The following is a 19,197-nucleotide window of genomic DNA, read 5'->3' as shown; positions in this document are numbered from 1 at the left end:
CCACCCACAACGAAGCGGGCCCGCCGTGCATTCCCGCCCCCGGTAGTCGGGGGCGGGCGGGTCAGTCGGGCAGCCCGACCAGCCACTCGGCGGCGGCCTCCACGATGAGCATCAGCGCCTCGTCCTGGCCGATGGGGGCCTTCTTCGGCACGGCGAAGCCGTGGTCGGCGTGCGGCACCTCGACGATTCCGGTGCCGTCGGGGAACTCCTCGGGGCGCCCGAAGGGGTCGCGGCCGCCCTGGATCACCAGGGTGGGCACGCCGGCGCCGGTGAGCTCGTCGGCGCGGGACTTCTCGGGCCTGCCCGGCGGGTGCAGCGGGAAGCTGAGGGCGAGAACGGCGTGCGCGCCGAGCTCCCGCGCCGTACGGCAGGCCACCCGCGCCCCGGCGCTGCGCCCGCCCGCGACCACCGGCAGGCCCGGCTTCCGCAGCGCGGGCCACAGCGCCGTCCAGGCGGCGTCCAGGGTCTTCGGGGCGGGCGCCAGCTTCTTGCCCGCCACCCGCCAGGGCTGCTCCACGAGGGCGACGGTGACGCCGCGCTCCGGGAGGGCCGCGGCCAGCGCCGCCAGGTCGCGGGCCTCGATGCCGCCGCCCGCGCCGTGGCTCACGGCGAGCACGGAGCGGGCCGTGCCCTGCGCCTCGTGCCAGGTGATCCGGGCGTCGCCCACGGGTGTGCCGACCGTCTCGCTCTCACTCATGGGCCCATCCTGCCCCGGCGGGCCCCGGGGCGGGCGGCCGGCCGGTCAGAAGAGCGTCTCCTCCTCCGGCACGGCCAGCTCCTTCACCAGCTCGGGGCTGTTGTTGCGGACGTTGCTGACCTCCGTGGAGACGGGGTACGCGCGCATCATGCCGGCGGGCGGCGGCGCGAGCAGGTCGCGCAGCCGGTCCAGGTCGGTGGTGCCCGGGTCGAGCCAGGCGTCCCAGCGGTCGGGCGGGAGGACCAGCGGCATCCGGGGGTGGATGTCGGCGAGCGACTGCGGGCCCGGGCCGCCGGTCGCGCCGGCCAGCGGCGTGGTCTCGGCGGCGGTGGTGACCACGGAGCAGGTAGCCCACCAGGCCTGCGGGTGGTCCGGGGGCAGCGTCGGGTCGCGCCAGAACTCGTACAGCCCGGCCATCGCCATCACCGCGCCCCCAGCCGGGGTGACGAAGTACGGCTGCTTGCGGGGCCGCTTCTTGCGTCCCTGCTCCTCCAGCTGCCGCTCCCCGGCGCCCGTGACCCACTCGAAATAGCCGTCGCCGGGCAGCAGGCAGCGGCGGGCCGCGAAGGGCTTGCGGAAGGACGGCTTCTCGTGGACCGTCTCCGCCCTGGCGTTGATCATCTTCACGCCGACGTCGGGTGATTTCGCCCACGACGGCACCAGACCCCACTTCAAAGGCCGCAGCTGGCGAACCGGACGACGGTCATCGGCGTCTTTGACGGGGCGTTCGAGCACCGCGTAGACGTTCTTGGTGGGTGCGACATTCCAGTCGGGAGCGAGGGTCTCCTCGGGCTCCCACTTCTCGACCTCGAAGATCCCCACCAGGTCCTCGGGCCGCCTGCTCGCCGCATACCGTCCGCACATGTATGCCACAGTGCCACGCCACAGCAAGGGGAGAGATGGACACCGATCACATCACAGACGTATGGGACCGGGTTTTCGCCACCCAGCCCGACCCGTCGGTCTGGCTGGTGGTGGCCACCGCCGTGGTCGCACTGGCGGTGGTGCTCCCCTACGGCGCCTGGCGGATGGCCCGTAACGCCATCACCATCGCGCACGAAGGCGGCCACGGCCTGGTGGCCCTGCTGACCGGCCGGAAACTGGACGGCATCCGGCTGCACTCCGACACCTCCGGGCTGACCGTCAGCCGCGGCAAGCCGCACGGACTCGGCATGATCCTGACCGCGGCGGCGGGCTACCTCGCCCCCTCGCTGCTCGGCCTGGCCGGCGCCGCGCTGCTCGCCGCGGGGCACATCACGGCCCTGCTGTGGGGCGCGACGGCCCTGCTGCTGGCGATGCTGGTGATGATCCGCAACGCGTACGGCGTGCTCACGGTGGTGCTCGCCGGCGCCGCGTTCCTCCTGGTCTCCTGGCTGACGAACGCGGACGTGCAGGCCGCGTTCGCGTACGCGGTGGTGTGGTTCCTGCTGCTGGGCGGGGTACGGCCGCCGTTCGAGATCCAGGGGAAGCGGCGGCGCTCCGGCGGCCGGGTGGACTCCGACCCCGACCAGCTCGCGCGGCTGACGAACGTGCCCGCCGCCGTCTGGCTGGGACTCTTCCACGTGGTGACGCTCTGCTCGCTGATCGGCGGCGGTCGATGGCTGCTGAACCTGTGAGGTGCGGGCCCGCCGAGCCGGGTGGTGCGGCACCGGTTCGCGCGCCGTTGCTTTACCAGTGCCATGTTTCGCGCAGGTTGCTACCCATTTGATCAAGATCTGCACCCCTGGTGAGCCATTAAAGTGAGCTACATGACCGAGAGCCCCGCACACTCCGCCCTCTGGCCAGCCCCCACCGCGCCCGGGGCGGTCGACGCGACCGTCACCGTGCCCGGGTCCAAGTCGGTCACCAACCGTGGCCTGGTTCTGGCCGCCCTCTCCTCCGAACCCGGCTGGCTGCGCCGCCCGTTGCGGTCCCGCGACACCCTCCTGATGGCGCAGGCGCTGCGCACCCTGGGCGTGGGGATCGACGAGACCGTCTCCTCCAGCTCCGCGCCGTCCGGCGAGACGGGCGGCGGTGAGGCCTGGCGCATCATCCCCGCCGGCCTGCGCGGCCCGGCCACCGTCGACGTCGGCAACGCCGGTACGGTCATGCGCTTCCTGCCGCCGGTCGCGGCGCTGGCCGACGGCCCGATCCGCTTCGACGGCGACCCCCGGTCGTACGAGCGTCCGCTGGGCGGCGTGATCGACGGCCTGCGCGCCCTGGGCGCACGCATCGACGACGACCACCGCGGCGCGCTCCCGATGACCGTGCACGGCAGCGGCGGCCTGGACGGCGGCCGGGTCGAGATCGACGCCTCGTCCTCCTCCCAGTTCGTCAGCGCCCTGCTGCTCTCCGCGCCGCGCTTCAACCAGGGCGTGGAGGTGCGGCACGTGGGCGACACGCTGCCGTCCATGCCGCACATCCGGATGACCGTGGACATGCTGCGGATCGCCGGCGCGCAGGTGGACACCCCGGAGGCCGGCGGTGAGCCGAACGTCTGGCGGGTCACCCCCGGCGCGCTGCTCGGCCGCGACCTGACCGTCGAGCCCGACCTGTCCAACGCGCAGCCGTTCCTGGCCGCCGCGCTGGTCACGGGCGGCCGCGTCACCATCCCCGACTGGCCCGAGCACACCACTCAGCCGGGCGACGCGCTGCGCGAGATCTTCACCGAAATGGGCGGTTCCTGCGAGCTGACCGAGCAGGGCCTGACCTTCACCGGCAGCGGCCGGATCCACGGCATCGACATCGACCTGAGCGAGGTCGGCGAGCTGACCCCGGGCATCGCGGCCGTCGCGGCGCTGGCGGACTCCGAGTCCGTGCTGCGCGGCGTGGCCCACCTGCGGCTGCACGAGACCGACCGGCTCGCGGCGCTCACCAAGGAGATCAACGGCCTCGGCGGCGACGTCACCGAGACCGCGGACGGCCTGCACATCCGGCCGCGTCCGCTGCGCGGCGGGGTGTTCCACACCTACGACGACCACCGCATGGCCACGGCCGGCGCGATCATCGGCCTGGCCGTCGAGGGGGTCCAGGTGGAGAACGTCGCCACCACGGCCAAGACGCTGCCCGACTTCCCCGAGATGTGGACGGACATGCTCGGTCCGGTGACGGCCACCGCCCGGAGAGCCTGAGAGTTCCGCCCGATGCGCCGCTACGGCAAGCACACCGACGAGGACGACGTCCGGGTCCGCCCGAACCGCAAGGGGAACCGGCCCCGTTCGAACATCCGGCCCAAGCACGAGGACGCCAGCGAGGGGCTGGTCCTCACGGTCGACCGGGGCCGCATCACCTGCCTGATCGAGGACCGCACGGTCACCGCGATGAAGGCACGTGAGCTGGGCCGCAAGGGAGTGGTGGTCGGCGACCGGGTGATGGTCGTCGGCGACCTCTCCGGTGCCAAGGACACCCTGGCCCGCATCGTCCGGGTCCAGCCGCGCAGTTCCGTGCTGCGGCGCACGGCCGACGACGACGACCCGTACGAGCGGGTGGTGGTCGCCAACGCGGACCAGCTGGCGATCGTCACCGCGCTCGCCGACCCCGAGCCGCGGCCCCGGCTGATCGACCGCTGCCTGGTCGCGGCGTACGACGCGGGCCTGGAGCCGCTGCTGGTGCTCACCAAGTCCGACCTGGCGCCGCCGGACACCCTGTTGGAGTCCTACGGCGCGCTGGGCGTCCCGTACGTCGTGACCAACCGCGAGGAACTGGCCGACGGCGCCGCCGCCGACCGGGTGCGCGAGCGGCTGACCGGGCGCATCACCGCCTTCGTCGGGCACTCCGGGGTGGGCAAGACCACGCTGGTCAACGCCCTGGTGCCGGAGCGGCGGCGGGCCACCGGGCACGTCAACGCGGTCACCGGGCGCGGCCGGCACACGACCACCTCGGCACTGGCCCTGCCGCTCGCGGCCGACGGGGGCTGGGTGATCGACACGCCCGGCGTGCGGTCCTTCGGACTGCACCACATCGACCCCTCGCGGGTCATCCACGCCTTCCCCGACCTGGAGCCGGGCACGGCCGACTGCCCGCGCGCGTGCAGCCACGACGAGCCGGACTGTGCGCTGGACCAATGGGTCGCCGAGGGCCACGCCGACCCGGCCCGGCTCTACTCGCTGCGCCGGCTGCTGGCCACCAGGGAGCGGCGCGAGGGCGACTGACGGGCCGTCGGTCCGGGCGACGGGCGGGCGGAAGATGGCTGCCGCGAACCGGTATCAACTGCATAATCACATCAGGCACGGGCTCTCAGAACGGGCGAAGCGGTCGCCGGACTGACGGAGGCAAACTGATGGCGTGGCTGCTCGTCGTGGTGGCTGGACTTCTGGAGACGGGCTTCGCGGTGTGCCTGAAGCTGTCGCACGGCTTCACCCGGCTGTGGCCCACGGTTGCCTTCTGCGCCTTCGCGCTCGGCAGCTTCGGACTGCTGACGCTGTCGCTGAAGAAGCTGGACGTGGGCCCGGCGTACGCGGTGTGGACCGGTCTCGGGGCTGCCGGTACGGCGGCCTACGGCATGATCTTCCTCGGCGACGTGGTGTCGACCGTCAAGATCGTCTCGATCACGCTCGTCATCGCCGGCGCGATCGGGCTGCAGTTCTCCGGCTCGGCGCACTGACCGGGCCGGGCGCCCGACCGCCGGCCCCGCACGCCGGGCTCAGTGCGCGACCGGGTGGCGCGGCAGCCCCGCGAACGCGCCGCGTACGAGCCGGCCGACCTCTTCGGGGTCGGCGGGTGCGACCACGCAGGACAGGGTGAGCCGGACCGCCGCCGTGCACGCGCTCCCCAGCTCGGTCAGCTCCTCCTTGGGCCAGTCCGCCTCCAGTGCGGCCACCGCGCGGTCGCTGAACCGGCCGACCAGCTCGCTCGGTCCGGGCAGCGGCGCCTCCACCGGCGGCGGCACCATGGGAAAGCCGGTACGGGCCCCCGGCACGGGCAACGGGAGCGACTGGTCGGCGGGCGACGGCAGCCGCTCGTTCCAGCAGCCGGTCAGCACGGCCCGTACGAGGGGGTTGGCGCGGGCGGTGCGCAGCGTCCAGTCGGCCGCGGCGGCCAGCCTGGCCTGCGCCTCCTCGGGGACGCCGGCCGGCCCGCCACGCTCGGCGGCGCTCTCCGGGTCCCGGCCTTCGGGCGGTGCGTCCGCGGCGGGCCGGGCAAGGATGCGCTCCACGCCCGCCAGGTAGCCCTCGGTCTCCCTTCGCACGAGGGCGCGCGCGAGCCCCTGTTTGCTGCCGAACTCGTTGTACAGGGTCTGCCGGGAGACGCCCGCCGCGGCGGCGACATCGACCATCCGGACGCCTGCCCAGGGCCGCACTTCGAGCGCCGCGTAGGCGGCGTCCAGTAAGGAATCACGCGCTGCGGGCATCGTCGCCTCCCAGGCCGTAGTGCCCATATGGCCTTGTGTGCGCACAGAATTGACGCCCCGCCAGGTGGTGTCAAGGGTCCGGAGCGAAGGCCTGCGGACGGGCCCGGGAAGGCCGGGCCGAGATCGCCACGCGCCCCGCGGCGCAGCACATGTTCATTGCGTCGCCAATGAAAAAGATAGTCTGCGCTCATGGCCGACTATCACGATGATCTCCGTCTCGCCCACGTCCTCGCGGACGCCGCGGACGCCGCGACCATGGAACGGTTCAAGGCGCTCGACCTGAAGGTCGAGACCAAACCGGACATGACGCCGGTGAGCGAGGCGGACAAGGCGGCCGAAGAGCTCATCCGCGGCCACCTCGCCCGCGCCAGGCCGCGGGACGCGGTGCTCGGCGAGGAGTTCGGCTCGGAGGGCTCGGGACCGCGCCGCTGGATCATCGACCCGATCGACGGCACGAAGAACTACGTGCGCGGCGTACCCGTGTGGGCCACCCTGATCGCGCTGATGGAGCGCGGCGAGGGGGGCGACCGCCCGGTCGTCGGCGTGGTCTCCGCGCCCGCGCTGCACCGCCGCTGGTGGGCCGCCGAGGGGCTCGGGGCCTACACCGGCCGCAGCCTGACCTCCGCTCAGCGTCTCCAGGTGTCGAGCGTGGGGCGTATGCAGGACGCGTCGTTCGCCTACTCCTCGCTCACCGGGTGGGAGGAGCGCGGCACGCTGGGCGGCTTCATGGACCTGTCGCGCGAGGTGTGGCGCACCCGCGCGTACGGCGACTTCTGGCCGTACATGATGGTGGCCGAGGGCTCCGTGGACATCTGCGCCGAGCCGGAGCTGTCGCTGTGGGACATGGCCGCCTGCGCCGTGGTCGTACAGGAGGCCGGCGGGCGCTTCACGGGCCTGGACGGGACGCCGGGCCCGCACAGCGGCAACGCGGCGGCCTCCAACGGGCTGCTCCACGAGGACCTGCTGAACTACCTGCGGGGCTGAGCGCCCGGCACACCGCCGCCGGCGGCTCCCCCGCCTCCCGCTCGCGGACCGTCAAACGGCGCCTTGGGGCGCGTGAACGGCAGACCAGCCTTCGCGCGCCCCTTGTCGCACACCACGGGGCATGTGAACATGAGAATCCCCCCGCTTGTGCATTTGTGAAATTTTTCTCCAGGCGCCTCCGGCGCAGGGAAGTCCTCCGGGGGTTCACCAAGGAGGTGGCTCCACTCCATGCCCATGTACGTCCGCGACGCCATGAGCACGGTGGTCCTCACCATCGGGCCCGCACACACGCTCCGGCAGGCAGCACATCTGATGGCGGCACGGCGCGTCGGCGCCGCCGTGGTCCTCGACACCGACGCCGAAGGGCTCGGCATCCTCACCGAACGCGACATCCTCAACTCCCTCGGCGCCGGCGAGAATCCCGACCACGAGACCGCACAGACCCACACCACCACCGACGTCGTCTTCGCCGCTCCGGACTGGACCCTGGAGGAAGCCGCCGCCGCGATGGTGCACGGCGGCTTCCGGCACCTGATCGTCCTGAACGAACGGGAGCCGGTCGGCGTGGTGTCCGTACGGGACATCATCCGCTGCCGCTCCGCCGTCCGGGAGCGGGCGACCACGGCCGTACCGGTCTGATCGGGGCGCGGACCGCGACGGCCCGCGCCCGGAACGCCGCGGAGGCCGGGCACCCTCGGGTGCCCGGTCTCCGCTGTCCGGGGTGAAGGGGCCCCGGACGACGCGGGCCGCTTCAGTGGCCGGTCAGCCGCGCAGGGCCTGGACCGCGACCTCCAGCCGCTTGCCGTAGTCCGCGTCCGCCTTGCGGAAGTTCTCGATGGCGCGCTGCGCGATGTCGTCGCGCGAGACCTTCGAGATGAAGCCCGCGAGGTTGTTGATCAGGCGGTCCTTCTCGTCCTCGGACATCAGGCGGTAGAGGTTGCCCGCCTGCACGAAGTCGTCGTCCTCGGCGTGCGAGGCCGCCGCCAGCTCACCGGTGGCACCGGACACGGTCACCGGCTGCCACAGCGCGCGGCCGGTCTCGGCCGGGCCACCGAAGCTGTTCGGCTCGTAGTTCTTCTGACCGCCGTGCCGGCCGTCGTACAGCGCGCCGTCCCGGCCGTGGCTGCGCGCCTCGGTGGCGTGCGGGCGGTTCACCGGCAGGTGGTCGGCGTTGATGCCGACGCGGTAGCGGTGGGCGTCGCCGTACGCGAAGAGGCGGCCCTGCAGCATCTTGTCGGGCGAGGGGCCGATGCCCGGCACGAAGTGGTGCGGGGAGAAGATCGACTGCTCGACCTCGGCGAAGATGTTCTGCGGATTGCGGTTCAGCTCCAGCTTGCCGATCTCGATGACCGGGTAGTCCGCGTGCGGCCACACCTTGGTCAGGTCGAACGGGTTGAAGCGGTAGTGCGCGGCCTCCGCGGCGGGCATGATCTGCACGCCGACGGTCCAGCTCGGGAACTCCCCGCGCTCGATCGCCTCGCGCAGGTCGCGCTGGTGGCTGTCGGGGTCCTTGCCCGCCAGCACCTCCGCTTCCTCGGTGGTCAGGCACTTGATGCCCTGGTCGGTCTTGAAGTGGTACTTGACCCAGAAGACCTCGCCGGCCTCGTTGTTCCACTGGAAGGTGTGCGAGCCGAAGCCGTCCATGTGGCGGTACGAGGCGGGGATGCCGCGGTCGCCGAACAGCCAGGTCACCTGGTGCGTCGACTCCGGCGACAGGCCCCAGAAGTCCCAGACGTTGTCCGCCTCCTGCGAGCCGGTGTACGGGTCGCGCTTCTGGGTGTGGATGAAGTCGGGGAACTTGATGGCGTCCTTGATGAAGAACACCGGGGTGTTGTTGCCGACGAGGTCGTAGTTGCCCTCTTCGGTGTAGAACTTCAGCGCGAAGCCGCGGGGGTCACGCACCGCGTCCGCCGCGCCGAGGTTGCCGGCCACGGTCGAGAAGCGCAGGAACGTCTCGGTCTGCTTGCCGACCTCGGAGAGGAACTTCGCGCGGGTGTACTTGGTCACATCGGCGGTGACGGTGAAGGTGCCGTACGCGCCGGCGCCGCGGGCGTGCACGATCCGCTCCGGGATCCGCTCACGGTTGAAGTGCGCGAGCTTCTCGATCAGCAGCTGGTCCTGGATCAGACCGGGACCGCCGATGCCGGCCGTCTCGCTGTTCTGGTTGTCCGCGACCGGAGCACCGGACTCCGTGGTCAGCGGTCCCGTGGTGCTTTCTACCGACACGTGCGCCTCCTGTGTGAAATACCTGCCCTTGGCTTGCGCCGTACTCGATCCTACATTGGACAAAGTCCAAGTCAAGAAGCTTATGAATTTCAGAAGGGTGCGACTTTCAGAAGAGAGCGAGACTCGCACGCGTTCCAGTGATGGACACCACTGGTACCCTGGCTCATATCTGACTGATGGGTGATTGCGATGAGTGACCTGCTCGAACGACTCCGGGGACGCGGCTGGCGGCTGACCGCCCAGCGCCGCGTCGTCGCCGAGGTCCTGGACGGGGACCACGTCCACTACACCGCCGACGAGGTGCACGCGCGGGCGACCGAGCGCCTGCCGGAGATCTCCCGCGCCACCGTCTACAACACGCTCGGCGAGCTCGTCTCGCTCGGTGAGGTGCTGGAGGTGAGCACGGACGGCCGCGCCAAGCGGTACGACCCCAACGCCCACCACGACCACCACCACCTCATCTGTTCGCAGTGCGGCACGATCCGCGACGTGCACATCGCGAGCGACCCGATGGCGGCCCTCCCCGAGCCGGAACGGTTCGGCTTCGCGGTGTCGGAGGTCTCGGTCACCTACCGCGGCGTCTGCCCGAACTGCGCGAGCGCCTGACGCGCGAGTCACCGCGCCCCACCCCTCGCCCGTCGCCGATCTTTTCAGCCCGCCGTCCCCACGGCGGGCTTTTCGGCATGCCCGCCTCCGCCGGGGTCGCCGACCAGCGGTTTTCGGCCTACCGCTGACGGCCGACACCTTTCCCCGGCCGCGGTCGCCCGGTGGACGACCGCACGCCTCCTCCCGTTTCTGGCGGTACGTCATATCGTGCGCGCCACCCCCACGGCTGTCCGGGACCGCCGCGGCGGCCCGCCCGCACTCCGCGAGGAGCACACCGTGGGAGAGCCGCACCCGCCGACCCCGTCCGCCGTCCCGCGCCCGGCCACCCCCGGGACGCCGCCCCCACCCGCCCTCCGCGCCAGGTCGCAGGGCGAACCGCTCGGCGGCGCCCTGTACGGCCCGAACCTGCTGCAGCGGGACCCGGACGCCGGCGTCGCCTTCCTCCGCGCGTACATCCGTACCGTCAACACCTACTTCCGCGGCGGCTACAAGGCCGACGGGGCGTTCGTCGCCGAGCTGGCGAAGCTGCTGAAGGTGGACGCCGACACGCTGACCGCGGTGCCGTCGCTGCGGATGGACTGGGAGATCCGCAAGGGCACAGCGGACCGGCTGCAGCGCGCCTACCGGGACGCGGGGGTCACCGAGGGACCGCCGGTCCCGGAGAACCGGCTCGTGGACCGCGCCTTCCACGCGGAGGCGGTCGGCCACCGGCCGTGACCGGCATCGCACGCGGGAAGCACCGCACACAGGACGAAGGCCCGGATCCTTGAGGATCCGGGCCTTCGCCTTCAGTAGCGGGGACAGGATTTGAACCTGCGACCTCTGGGTTATGAGCCCAGCGAGCTACCGAGCTGCTCCACCCCGCGCCGTTGTGTTCACAACTCTAACCCCAAGCCGACGACCAGCGCAAATTCGTATCCCGTGGCCCCGCGCGCCCGGTGTCCGGCCGGCCCTCGGGGGGCCGGCCGGACCTCACGCGCTCAGCTCTTCCTTGAGCGCTTCGCTCAGCCGCGAGGCACGCTGGGTGACCTCCGGCGGACCCAGCTCCACGGCCCGCGCACACCACCGCTGGCTCTCCGCGAGCGCGCCCCGGCGGGCCGCCAGCAGGGCGAGGCGCAGCGCCGCACGGCCGTGCCCGGCCTCGGCGGCCCGCGTCCACCACAGGGCGGCCTCCGGGAGGCTGCCCTCGCGCGCCAGCAGCAGCCCGAGGTTGAAGGCCGCGTTGCGGCTGCCGGCCTCGGCCGCCGCGCGGTACCAGTCGGCGGCCGCCACCGCGTCGCCCCGGGAGGCGGCGAGCATGCCCATCCGCACCTGGGCACCGCGGTGCCCCTGCTCGGCGGCGCGCTCGTACCACTCCTCGCTCTCGCTCCCCGACTCCTCCGGGCCGCGAGCCTCACGGTCCAGCAGCGCGGCGAGCCGGTAGGCCGCCTCGGCGCTGCCCGCGCCCGCGGCACGCCGCAGATGCCGCTCGGCGTCCTGCCACTCGCCCTCCTTCAGGAAGGAGAGGGCGGCCTGGAGCGCGGCCTCGGTGTGCCCGGCGTCGGCGGCCCGCTCGTACCACTTGCGGGAGGTACGGTCGGCGCCCCGGCCCGCGTGCAGGATGCCGAGGTTGAACGCGGCGTCCACGCTGCCGGCCTCGGCCGCCTTGGAGAACCACGGCTCGGCACCGGAAGCGTCGCCCCGCTGCAGCAGCAGTACGGCGAGCGCGTTGGACGCCTCCCGGTGCCCCGCGTAGGCGGCGCGGCGGTACCACTGCTCGCTGCGGCCGTCGCTGCCCTGCTGGGCGCAGAGCAGGCCGATGTTGTACGCGCCGTTGACGTCGCCGGCCTCCAGCGCGGCGCGGTACCAGCGCTCGGCGGTCTGCAGCTCGCCGCGGTCGGCGTGCAGCGCGCCCAGCGCGTTGGCGGCGTTGCCGTCGCCCTCCTGGGCCGCCCGGCGCCACCACTCGGCCGCGCTCTCCTCGTCGCCCGCGTCCTTGAGCAGGAAGCCGAGCGCGCACGCGGCGCGCGGCTCACCGTCCTTGGCCGCGATGAGGTACCAGCGCCCGGCCTCCTTCAACTCGCCGCGCTCCTCCAGCAGCGTGCCGAGGTGCAGCGCGGCCCGGCGGTGACCGCGGGCCGCGGCCTGGCGGTACCACTGCTCGGCTGCGGCCCGCGGTTCGGCGTGCTCGCCGTATGCGGTGCCGTCGACCTCCCGCTCGTCCAGGATGCGCGCGAGGCGGTACGCCGCTTCGCGGTGGCCGCGCTCGGCGGCGGCCACGAACCACTGCTCGGCGCCCTCCTCACCGCGGTGGTCCAGCAGGTCCGCCAGCGCGTACGCGCCCAGGCAGTGGCCGGACTCGGCGGCCTGCCGCAGCCAGTACTCGGCGGCGGGCTCGTCGCCGCGTTCGCGGTAGTGGCGGCCCAGTGCGTGCGCCGCGGCGGCGGAGCCGGCGACGGCGGCGATGCGCCACCAGCCGGCCGCCTCGTCGGCGTAACCGCGCTGGTGCAGCAGGACTCCGAGGTTGTTGGCCGCGGCCCGGTCGCCCGCGACGGTGGCGGTGCGCAGGCACGGTTCGGCACCGTCCAGGTCGCCGCGGCGCAACAGCATCGCACCGAGCATGCTCGCCGCCGCGGGATCGCCGGCGGCGGCCGCCTTGCGGTGCCCCACCTCGTCCAGGACCTCGACGGCCTCGGGCGGCTCAGCGGCCTCGGCCGCGTCCATCGCCTCGTCCGCGACCTGCGGCAGCTCGGATTCGCGCCCGTCGTCGGGCGCATGCACAAACGGTCCTGTCTCCAACAACCTTGCCTTGTCCCCCATAAGGGCCATCGTCGCACCACCCGAAGCCCGGGTACACCTGGTATACCGCAGCCAGTGAGGTCACTACAGCGTTTTGTCGACTTCCCGACACGACGACATGCCAAACGCTCGGAACACGAGTCTCCCCAATGCGAGTGGTTTAACGCGCACATAGGTGACCCCACACATGACGAAGGCCCGGATCCAAGAGGATCCGGGCCTTCGTTCTGCAGTAGCGGGGACAGGATTTGAACCTGCGACCTCTGGGTTATGAGCCCAGCGAGCTACCGAGCTGCTCCACCCCGCGCCGTTGTGTATCCAAGGTACCACGGCACGGAGGTGGAGCCGTAATCGACGGTCAGCCGCCCTGCTTGTCCCCCTTGTCCGAACCGCCCTTGTCCGACGAACCGGCCTTCTCGCCCGCCTTCTTCTCGGCGGCCGCCGCCCGGTCCAGCGCGGCCTTCAGCTTCTTCTGCGCCTCGCCGTAGCCGCTCCAGTCGCCGTCGATCCGGGCCTTCTCGCCGTCCTCGTAGGCCTGCTGGGCGTCGTCCAGGGCTTCCTGGACGCTCTGGTCGGAGGGCGGTGTCGTACTGCCCTCGTCCGGCGGCGTGGTCTCCCCGTCGCCGTCACCGATGTTCGGCGCCTTCTTGCCGAACACCACGTCCAGCGCCTCCCCGAGACTGTTCTCGAAGGCCGCCTTGTTCCCGTAGCTGACGAGCACCTTCTTGAGCAGCGGGTAGTTGGTGCCCGCGCCCCTCAGGTAGACCGGCTCGACGTACAGCAGGCCGCCGTCCAGGGGGACGGTGAGCAGATTGCCGTACTCGATCTCCGAGTCACCCTTCTTGAGGATGTTGAGCGTCTTGGCCACCGTGTCGTCGGAGTTGAACTTCGACTGCACCTGCTGCGGGCCCGGCACCGTGGTCTCGGACGGGAGTTTGAGGATTCTGATCTTCCCGTAGTCCGGACTCTTGGCGTTGGCGTCGACCGCCATGAACGCGCCCAGGTTGTCCCGCTTGTTCGGCGTGAACGTCGTCGTCAGCGAGAACGTCTGGTCCTTCTGGTCCGGCATCTTCATGCTGAGGTAGTACGGCGGGACCGCGGTCGCCGACTTGGTCGTCGGGTCGTTCGGGATCTGCCAGCGCTCGCTGCCGGTGTAGAAGGTGTTCGCGTCGGTGACGTGGTAGGTGGTCAGCAGCTGGCGCTGCACCTTGAACAGGTCCTGCGGGTACCGCAGGTGCTCCATCAGGTCGTTGCTGATCTTCGACTTCGGCTCGACCGTGCCGGGGAAGGACTTCATCCAGGTCTTGAGGACCGGGTCCTTCTCGTCCCACTGGTAGAGCTTGACGGAGCCGTCGTACGCGTCGACCGTCGCCTTCACGGAGTTGCGGATGTAGTTGACCTGGTTCTGCTGGGCCACCACCGCGCGCTGGCCGTCGGTCAGCGAGTCCGCCGTGGTGTCGCCGAGCGTGGTCCGCGAGGAGTACGGATAGCCGTTGCTCGTGGTGTAGGCGTCCACGATCCACTTGATGCGGCCGTCGACCACCGCCGGGTAGGCGTCGCCGTCGATGGTGAGCCACGGCGCGACCGACTCCACGCGCTCCTTGGGCGTGCGGTTGTAGAGGATGCGCGAGCCCTCGCCGATGGCACCCGAGTACAGGATCTGCGGCTCACCGAAGGCCACGGCGTACGCCGCCCGGTTGACCGGGTTGGCGAGGTTCACCCCGCTCTTGCCGGTGTAGCTGTAGCTCTTCTCGCCGCTGTCGTCGGAGTAGTCCAGCTCCTTCTGCGGACCGCCGACGATGGAGTACTGCGTGGTCTTCTCGCCGTAGTAGATGCGCTGCTGGTACTTGCCCAGGTGGCCCTTTGCCGGGAGGTTCTTCTCGGTGTAGTCCGGCTCGCCCTCGTTGACCGTGCCGGTCCCCTTGGCGGTGACCGCGCCGTATCCGTGGGTGTACTTGAAGTGGTCGTTGATCCAGTTGCGCTCGGGGATGCCGGCGATGTTCAGCTCGCGCAGGCCGATGACGGTGTCCTGCTCCTTGCCCTTGTCGTCCTTGTACCGGTCGACGTCGAGGGTGGCGGGGAACTGGTAGTAACCGCGGACCTGTTGCTGCTGCTGGAACGTGGGCGAGACGACGTTCGGGTCCAGCAGGCGCATGCTCGCCGTGGTGTCCGCGTCAGCGCGCAGCCGCTCGTTGTCCGTCTTGTTCTGGGGCTTGTAGTCGCCCTTGTAGCCGGTGACCTTGGAGCCGTCGATGCCGTAGGCGTCCCGGGTGGCCTGGATGTTCTCCTTGATGTACGGCGCTTCCTTGGCCTGCTCGTTCGGCTGGACCTGGAACTTCTGCACGATGGCCGGGTACAGCCCGCCGATCAGGACGGCGGAGAGCACCATCAGGCCGAAGCCGATGACCGGCAGCTGCCAGGTCCGCCGCCACAGGGTGGCGAAGAAGAGCACGGCGCAGATCGCCGCGATGAAGAACAGGATCGTCTTCGCCGGCAGGTACGCGTGCGCGTCGACGTACCGCAGGCCCGTCCAGCCCTCGGCGGACTTGAGCCCGCTGGACTTCACCGCGAGGCCGTACCGGTCCAGCCAGTACGCGATCGCCTTCAGCGACACGAAGATGCCCAGCAGCACCGAGAGGTGGCCGGTGGCCGCGGCCGTGGCCCGCGAACCCGGGCTCGTCACGCGGAGGCCGCCGTACAGGTAGTGCGTGAGCGCCGCGGCGATCAGGCACAGCACCACACAGGCGAACCCGAAGCTCAGCAGGAAGCGGAACCACGGCAGGTCGAACGCGTAGAACGAGATGTCCTCGTGGAACTGCGGGTCCTTCTGACCGAACGGCACCCCGTTGACCCACTGCAGCCAGGTGCGCCACTGACTGGAGGCGGACGCACCCGCGATCAGGCCGACCAGCGCGGTGACCGCGATCAGCACCCACTTCTTGTACGGCGCGATGCTCATCCGGTAGCGGTCCAGGCTCTGCTGCTCCAGCGACATGGCGCTGAGCGGCGGGCGGAGCCGGTGGGCCAGCCAGACGTTGACCGCGATGGCCACCGCCATCAGCACGCCGAAGAAGAAGAACAGACCGACCTTGGTCCACAGGGTCGTGGTGAAGACCGAGGAGTACCTCACCGACCGGTACCACAGCCAGTCGGTCCAGAACCCGGAGAACATCACGAAGAGCATGGCCAGCACGGCCAGCACGCCCAGGGTCAAAAGCCCGGTCCGCATCCGCCGGGACGGGCGGCCCACTCTCGTCCGTGGCCCCGAAGGGCCTGAGCCGCGGTCCGGCATCTGGAAAGCCAAGGTGCGCACCTCGAAGTTCGCTGTCGTATGAAGCGGGCCCGGCGATACTAGGACCCACTCTTGCAACTTACTAAGGCTTTACCCGGTTCCCGTTTTCCGGGAAGTTCAGGGCACGATATTCCACATGACCAACCTCCCCGTGGACGGCACCCCTCTCGCCGCCGACCCGCTGACCCGCGCCGTGCTCGAAATCGACGAGTACGCGGCCGGGATCGGCTGGGACCAGCCCGCCCGACTTTTCGCCCTCGTGGACACCGCGCGCCTGCGCGACGAGGAACCCGCGCTCGCCGCCCAGCTGGGCATCGACGAGACCGCCGACGCCTCCTTGACCCCTGTGGAGCAGGACGAGGTGCCCGCCACCGTTCCGCTCGACGAATTCCTCGCCACCATCGCCTGGCCCGACGCGGTGGCCGGCTGCGCCATGACCGTGGAGCGGCTGATGCTGCCGCCGTCCGCCGAGGAGTCCGTGCCGGCCGGCATGGACGAGGAGGCGCTCGCCAAGTGGGTCGCCGAGCACCCCGATCGCCAGGAGGTCCGGATGACCGTGGCGGTGCTTCGGGACGGCCGGCGCGAATCGGCGCTGCGGCTGCGGGAGAAGGACTCCACCGCCGAGGTGCTCACCGGCGCCGACCTCGTACCGGGACTGGCCGAGGCGCTGACGGCGACGTTCGAGGAGTAACCGCTCCGAGTTCGTTCGGGGCGCTGGGGCGTCCGGGGGGGGCGAGCTTATGGGGGGCTCGGGTACCTGGGGGGGCTTGGCACCGGGCGACGAGTGCCCGGATGCCCGGGTGCGGGGCGCTCCGGGTGCCGGGGGCGCTCCGGGTGCTGGTGGCGCTTCGGGCAACCGGGGCGCTCCGGGCTGCCGGGGCGAGCGCCTGGCAGGGCTCGGTGCTCGGTGACGTGGGCGCGCCGATGGTGCTTGCGCGCGCCCGGCGGGGCGCTCGGGGTGCGGCCCCGCCGGAGAGACCGTCCCCTCGTCAGGAGTGCGCGGCCGGCGTGCAGCTGGGCAGGTGCTCCGTGTCGCCCTTGCGGATCTTCGCGAGGGCCTTCGTCGCGTCGTGAATGGTGTTCACCTTGACGAGGCGGAGGCCGTCCGGGGTGTCCTTGGCCGCGGTCGCGCAGTTGTCCTTCGGCGTCAGGAAGTACTCGGCGCCCTTGTCGCGGGCCGCGACGATCTTCATGGAGATGCCGCCGATCGGCCCGACCACGCCCTTGTCGTCGATCGTGCCCGTACCGGCCACGAACTTCCCGCCGGTCAGATCGGTCGGCGTGAGCTTGTCGACGATCCCGAGGGCGAACATCAGGCCGGCGCTGGGGCCGCCCACGTCGGCGAGCTTGATGTCGATGTCGAACGGGAACGTGTGGTCGAGCCCGGCCTGGATGCCGACGATCGCCCGGCCGTCGGTGGCCTTCTTGGTCGTCACCGTGACCGCACGGCCGCCCGTGGGCTTCTTGCCCTTCTTCTCCGCCGCGGCCGCCTGCTTGGCCGGGATCAGCGTGAAGGTGACCTTCTCGCCCGCCTTGTGCTTCGTGACCATCCCGGCGACGTCGGCCGGCTGCTTCACGGCCTTGCCGTCCACCGCCTTGATCACGTCACCGGCGTGCAGCACGCCGTCGGCCGGGGTGTCCTTCATGACGGAGGCGACCACGACCTGCGCGTCGACCGGGATGTGCAGCTCCTTCAGGGCCGCCACCTTGGCGCTCTCCTGGGACTGGCTGAACTCCTCGGCGTTCTCCTGGTCGGCCTGCTCAGCGGTCTGGTTGTCCGGGTAGAGCGTCTTGTGCGGCACCACGGCGTTGTCGTGGGCCAGCCATCCGTACGCCGCCTCGAAGAGGTTCATGCGGTAGTCGGGGCCGGTGACGCGGACCGTCGTCATGTTCAGATGACCGGTCGTCGGATACGTCTTGCGGCCCTCGATCTGGAGCACCGGCTCGCCGGCGTGGTCGCCCAGGGTGTTGACCGTCGGCCCCGGCGTCATCTGCGCGTACGGCACGGGGATCAAGACCCCGGCGCACAGCAGCGCGATCAGCATGAGGGTCGAGGCGAGGAGCGTCGCGGTCCGGCGTGGCATGGAACGACAGTACGGGACGAGTATGACAAGCGACCCGCGGGGCCGTCCGTACGGGTCCCGCCGCGCTCCGGCGGCTCAGGCCGCGTCCGAATGCTCCCTGGGACGCTCGTCCTCGGACCGCTCCATCGCTTCGCGGAACCGGGCGTAACCGGCCAGCTCGGCCACATCACCGGTCTTGCGATTACGCGTCGTCCAACTGCTCCACACCGTGGCGGCCAGCGCGGCGAGAAGTGGAATCAGCAACCAGAGGAGCGCACCCATAGCGGCCTCCCGACCCCTTGTACAACCGCAACGACGAATAAGCAGATTAACCATCCGCCAGCTCAACGCTCAGGTCCGGGTGCGGGTTACGCAACCGGAGGACGGTGTCGGCTGTCCGGCTGATCAACGGGCGACTGCGGCGGGGCACCCGTGGAGGGCGCGTACCCACTTCACGCCGCCCCATCGCGCCCCTGCGCCCTATGAATGCGTCCTACACGCTTTCTTTACGCCATTCGGGGCGCGGCACTCCGACCGAGGCGGGGTTGGCTCCGACCTTCACCCCAGGACGGGCGCTACGCCCCCACCCATTCTTCGGTCCCGTCCGAGAAGGTCTGGTGCTTCCAGATCGGCACTTCGTGCTTGAGGTCGTCGATCAGCCGTCTGCACGCCTCGAAGGCCTCCGCCCGGTGCGGACAGGACACCGCGACGACGACCGCAAGGTCCCCGATGGCCAGGTCGCCCACCCGATGGACCGCGGCCAGTGCCCGTACGGGGAAGTCCGCCGCCACCTTCTCCGCGATCCGGCGGAGCTCCGCCTCGGCCGTCGGGTGGGCGGAGTAGCCGAGCCCGTCGACGTCCGAGCCGCCGTCGTGCGAGCGGACCGTGCCGACGAACAGGGCGGTCCCGCCGGACGCGGCGTCCCCCACGGCCGCGAAGACCTCGTCCACGGACAGCGGCGTGTCCCGGATGCCCAGCAGCCGGATCGGATCCGCCGCCCCCTGCTCACCGGGGTGGTCGGGATGTGTCGACGAGTGGTGGTTCGTACCTGGCATGCGCCCATCGTGCCCCACGGACGCGGCGCGAGGGAATGGCTGTTTCACCTGGTGTACGGACCGCCGTATGGAGGGTCCTACCAGACCGTAGGGGGACGGACGGCGGGTACGGACGACGCCTTCCCGCCGTCCGGAGGGAGCCACCGCTTCCGTACGGTTCCCGGAAC

The 19,197-nt window shown here is 71.2% G+C and carries 17 protein-coding genes, 2 tRNA genes and 1 pseudogene; 9 read left to right on the top strand and 11 right to left on the bottom strand.

Annotation, left to right across the window (positions count from 1 at the left end):
• Nucleotides 1-61: 61 nt before the first annotated feature.
• Both IF20_RS25980 and IF20_RS25975 read right to left on the bottom strand, forming a co-directional pair.
• Complete coding sequence (locus IF20_RS25980; protein ID WP_052867750.1) at nucleotides 62-697, bottom strand: alpha/beta hydrolase family protein; 636 nt, start codon at nucleotides 695-697, stop codon at nucleotides 62-64.
• Between the two features lie 45 nt (nucleotides 698-742).
• Complete coding sequence (locus IF20_RS25975) at nucleotides 743-1,561, bottom strand: SOS response-associated peptidase (RefSeq protein ID WP_052867749.1); 819 nt, start codon at nucleotides 1,559-1,561, stop codon at nucleotides 743-745.
• Between the two features lie 35 nt (nucleotides 1,562-1,596).
• Between IF20_RS25975 and IF20_RS25970 the strand changes: the two genes are divergently transcribed.
• The 4 genes from IF20_RS25970 to IF20_RS25955 all read left to right on the top strand — a co-directional run bounded on the left by IF20_RS25970 (nucleotide 1,597) and on the right by IF20_RS25955 (nucleotide 5,279).
• Nucleotides 1,597-2,313 carry a M50 family metallopeptidase gene (locus tag IF20_RS25970; protein WP_052867748.1) on the top strand — a complete coding sequence of 239 codons (717 nt, stop codon included), beginning with the start codon at nucleotides 1,597-1,599 and terminating at the stop codon, nucleotides 2,311-2,313.
• A gap of 132 nt (nucleotides 2,314-2,445) precedes the next feature.
• Nucleotides 2,446-3,807 (top strand): 3-phosphoshikimate 1-carboxyvinyltransferase, encoded by a 1,362-nt coding sequence (gene aroA, locus IF20_RS25965; RefSeq protein ID WP_052867747.1) that lies wholly within the window; start codon nucleotides 2,446-2,448, stop codon nucleotides 3,805-3,807.
• A gap of 12 nt (nucleotides 3,808-3,819) precedes the next feature.
• Nucleotides 3,820-4,827 (top strand): ribosome small subunit-dependent GTPase A, encoded by a 1,008-nt coding sequence (rsgA, locus tag IF20_RS25960; RefSeq protein ID WP_052867746.1) that lies wholly within the window; start codon nucleotides 3,820-3,822, stop codon nucleotides 4,825-4,827.
• Nucleotides 4,828-4,955: 128 nt separating this feature from the next.
• The gene (locus IF20_RS25955) at nucleotides 4,956-5,279 is read left to right on the top strand and encodes a DMT family transporter (protein WP_052867745.1); all 324 of its coding nucleotides are present in this window, start codon (nucleotides 4,956-4,958) and stop codon (nucleotides 5,277-5,279) included.
• A 39-nt stretch (nucleotides 5,280-5,318) separates the two neighbouring features.
• Here IF20_RS25955 and IF20_RS25950 read toward each other — a convergent pair whose 3' ends face one another.
• On the bottom strand, nucleotides 5,319-6,026 hold the full coding sequence (locus IF20_RS25950) for a TetR/AcrR family transcriptional regulator (RefSeq protein WP_052867744.1): 708 nt from the start codon (nucleotides 6,024-6,026) through the stop codon (nucleotides 5,319-5,321).
• Nucleotides 6,027-6,215: 189 nt separating this feature from the next.
• On the opposite strand from IF20_RS25950, the gene hisN reads away from it, so the two are divergent.
• Together hisN and IF20_RS25940 are read left to right on the top strand one after the other, a co-directional pair.
• Nucleotides 6,216-7,010, top strand: a complete 795-nt coding sequence (gene hisN / locus IF20_RS25945) for a histidinol-phosphatase (protein WP_052867743.1) — start codon at nucleotides 6,216-6,218, stop codon at nucleotides 7,008-7,010.
• Nucleotides 7,011-7,244: 234 nt separating this feature from the next.
• Entirely contained in the window at nucleotides 7,245-7,649 is a 405-nt protein-coding gene (locus IF20_RS25940; RefSeq protein ID WP_052867832.1) for a CBS domain-containing protein, read from the top strand.
• Nucleotides 7,650-7,772: 123 nt separating this feature from the next.
• Here IF20_RS25940 and IF20_RS25935 read toward each other — a convergent pair whose 3' ends face one another.
• Nucleotides 7,773-9,236, bottom strand: coding sequence for a catalase (locus tag IF20_RS25935; RefSeq protein WP_052867742.1), 1,464 nt, complete (start codon nucleotides 9,234-9,236; stop codon nucleotides 7,773-7,775).
• Nucleotides 9,237-9,425: 189 nt separating this feature from the next.
• On the opposite strand from IF20_RS25935, the gene IF20_RS25930 reads away from it, so the two are divergent.
• Both IF20_RS25930 and IF20_RS25925 read left to right on the top strand, forming a co-directional pair.
• Nucleotides 9,426-9,842: a Fur family transcriptional regulator gene (locus tag IF20_RS25930; RefSeq protein WP_052867741.1), complete on the top strand. Its 417-nt coding sequence runs from the start codon at nucleotides 9,426-9,428 to the stop codon at nucleotides 9,840-9,842.
• Between the two features lie 366 nt (nucleotides 9,843-10,208).
• A pseudogene (locus IF20_RS25925) lies at nucleotides 10,209-10,559 on the top strand (ABC transporter substrate-binding protein); the annotation flags it as partial.
• 75 nt (nucleotides 10,560-10,634) lie between these two features.
• On the opposite strand, the gene IF20_RS25920 reads toward IF20_RS25925, so the two are convergent.
• From IF20_RS25920 to IF20_RS25905, 4 genes are all read right to left on the bottom strand, one after another.
• A tRNA-Met gene (locus IF20_RS25920) sits at nucleotides 10,635-10,708 on the bottom strand.
• Between the two features lie 106 nt (nucleotides 10,709-10,814).
• Nucleotides 10,815-12,650, bottom strand: coding sequence for a tetratricopeptide repeat protein (locus IF20_RS25915; RefSeq protein ID WP_199896741.1), 1,836 nt, complete (start codon nucleotides 12,648-12,650; stop codon nucleotides 10,815-10,817).
• A gap of 203 nt (nucleotides 12,651-12,853) precedes the next feature.
• A tRNA-Met gene (locus IF20_RS25910) sits at nucleotides 12,854-12,927 on the bottom strand.
• A 51-nt stretch (nucleotides 12,928-12,978) separates the two neighbouring features.
• The gene (locus IF20_RS25905; protein WP_110944546.1) at nucleotides 12,979-15,912 is read right to left on the bottom strand and encodes a UPF0182 family membrane protein; all 2,934 of its coding nucleotides are present in this window, start codon (nucleotides 15,910-15,912) and stop codon (nucleotides 12,979-12,981) included.
• Nucleotides 15,913-16,048: 136 nt separating this feature from the next.
• Between IF20_RS25905 and IF20_RS25900 the strand changes: the two genes are divergently transcribed.
• Nucleotides 16,049-16,603, top strand: coding sequence for a PPA1309 family protein (locus IF20_RS25900; protein WP_052867737.1), 555 nt, complete (start codon nucleotides 16,049-16,051; stop codon nucleotides 16,601-16,603).
• 298 nt (nucleotides 16,604-16,901) lie between these two features.
• On the opposite strand, the gene IF20_RS25895 is transcribed toward IF20_RS25900, so the two are convergent.
• The 3 genes from IF20_RS25895 to IF20_RS25885 form a co-directional block, all read right to left on the bottom strand.
• Entirely contained in the window at nucleotides 16,902-17,996 is a 1,095-nt protein-coding gene (locus IF20_RS25895) for a YlbL family protein (RefSeq protein WP_052867736.1), read from the bottom strand.
• Between the two features lie 75 nt (nucleotides 17,997-18,071).
• Nucleotides 18,072-18,257, bottom strand: a complete 186-nt coding sequence (locus tag IF20_RS25890) for a hypothetical protein (protein WP_052867735.1) — start codon at nucleotides 18,255-18,257, stop codon at nucleotides 18,072-18,074.
• A gap of 293 nt (nucleotides 18,258-18,550) precedes the next feature.
• Nucleotides 18,551-19,030: a molybdenum cofactor biosynthesis protein MoaE gene (locus IF20_RS25885; protein ID WP_052867734.1), complete on the bottom strand. Its 480-nt coding sequence runs from the start codon at nucleotides 19,028-19,030 to the stop codon at nucleotides 18,551-18,553.
• Between the last annotated feature and the right edge of the window lie 167 nt (nucleotides 19,031-19,197).

It is taken from the genome of Streptomyces niger (assembly GCF_000718305.1).
Taxonomy (GTDB): domain Bacteria; phylum Actinomycetota; class Actinomycetes; order Streptomycetales; family Streptomycetaceae; genus Streptomyces; species Streptomyces niger.
This window is presented reverse-complemented; position numbering and strand designations above follow the sequence as displayed.

Bases quoted from the DNA above. Each gene is read 5' to 3' on its own strand.
- IF20_RS25980 (WP_052867750.1), bottom strand. From the start codon at position 697: ATGAGTGAGAGCGAGACGGTCGGCACACCCGTGGGCGACGCCCGGATC.
- IF20_RS25975 (WP_052867749.1), bottom strand. From the start codon at position 1,561: ATGTGCGGACGGTATGCGGCGAGCAGGCGGCCCGAGGACCTGGTGGGG.
- IF20_RS25970 (WP_052867748.1), top strand. From the start codon at position 1,597: ATGGACACCGATCACATCACAGACGTATGGGACCGGGTTTTCGCCACC.
- aroA (WP_052867747.1), top strand. From the start codon at position 2,446: ATGACCGAGAGCCCCGCACACTCCGCCCTCTGGCCAGCCCCCACCGCG.
- rsgA (WP_052867746.1), top strand. From the start codon at position 3,820: ATGCGCCGCTACGGCAAGCACACCGACGAGGACGACGTCCGGGTCCGC.
- IF20_RS25955 (WP_052867745.1), top strand. From the start codon at position 4,956: ATGGCGTGGCTGCTCGTCGTGGTGGCTGGACTTCTGGAGACGGGCTTC.
- IF20_RS25950 (WP_052867744.1), bottom strand. From the start codon at position 6,026: ATGCCCGCAGCGCGTGATTCCTTACTGGACGCCGCCTACGCGGCGCTC.
- hisN (WP_052867743.1), top strand. From the start codon at position 6,216: ATGGCCGACTATCACGATGATCTCCGTCTCGCCCACGTCCTCGCGGAC.
- IF20_RS25940 (WP_052867832.1), top strand. From the start codon at position 7,245: ATGTACGTCCGCGACGCCATGAGCACGGTGGTCCTCACCATCGGGCCC.
- IF20_RS25930 (WP_052867741.1), top strand. From the start codon at position 9,426: ATGAGTGACCTGCTCGAACGACTCCGGGGACGCGGCTGGCGGCTGACC.
- IF20_RS25915 (WP_199896741.1), bottom strand. From the start codon at position 12,650: ATGGCCCTTATGGGGGACAAGGCAAGGTTGTTGGAGACAGGACCGTTT.
- IF20_RS25905 (WP_110944546.1), bottom strand. From the start codon at position 15,912: ATGCCGGACCGCGGCTCAGGCCCTTCGGGGCCACGGACGAGAGTGGGC.
- IF20_RS25900 (WP_052867737.1), top strand. From the start codon at position 16,049: ATGACCAACCTCCCCGTGGACGGCACCCCTCTCGCCGCCGACCCGCTG.
- IF20_RS25895 (WP_052867736.1), bottom strand. From the start codon at position 17,996: ATGCCACGCCGGACCGCGACGCTCCTCGCCTCGACCCTCATGCTGATC.
- IF20_RS25890 (WP_052867735.1), bottom strand. From the start codon at position 18,257: ATGGGTGCGCTCCTCTGGTTGCTGATTCCACTTCTCGCCGCGCTGGCC.
- IF20_RS25885 (WP_052867734.1), bottom strand. From the start codon at position 19,030: ATGCCAGGTACGAACCACCACTCGTCGACACATCCCGACCACCCCGGT.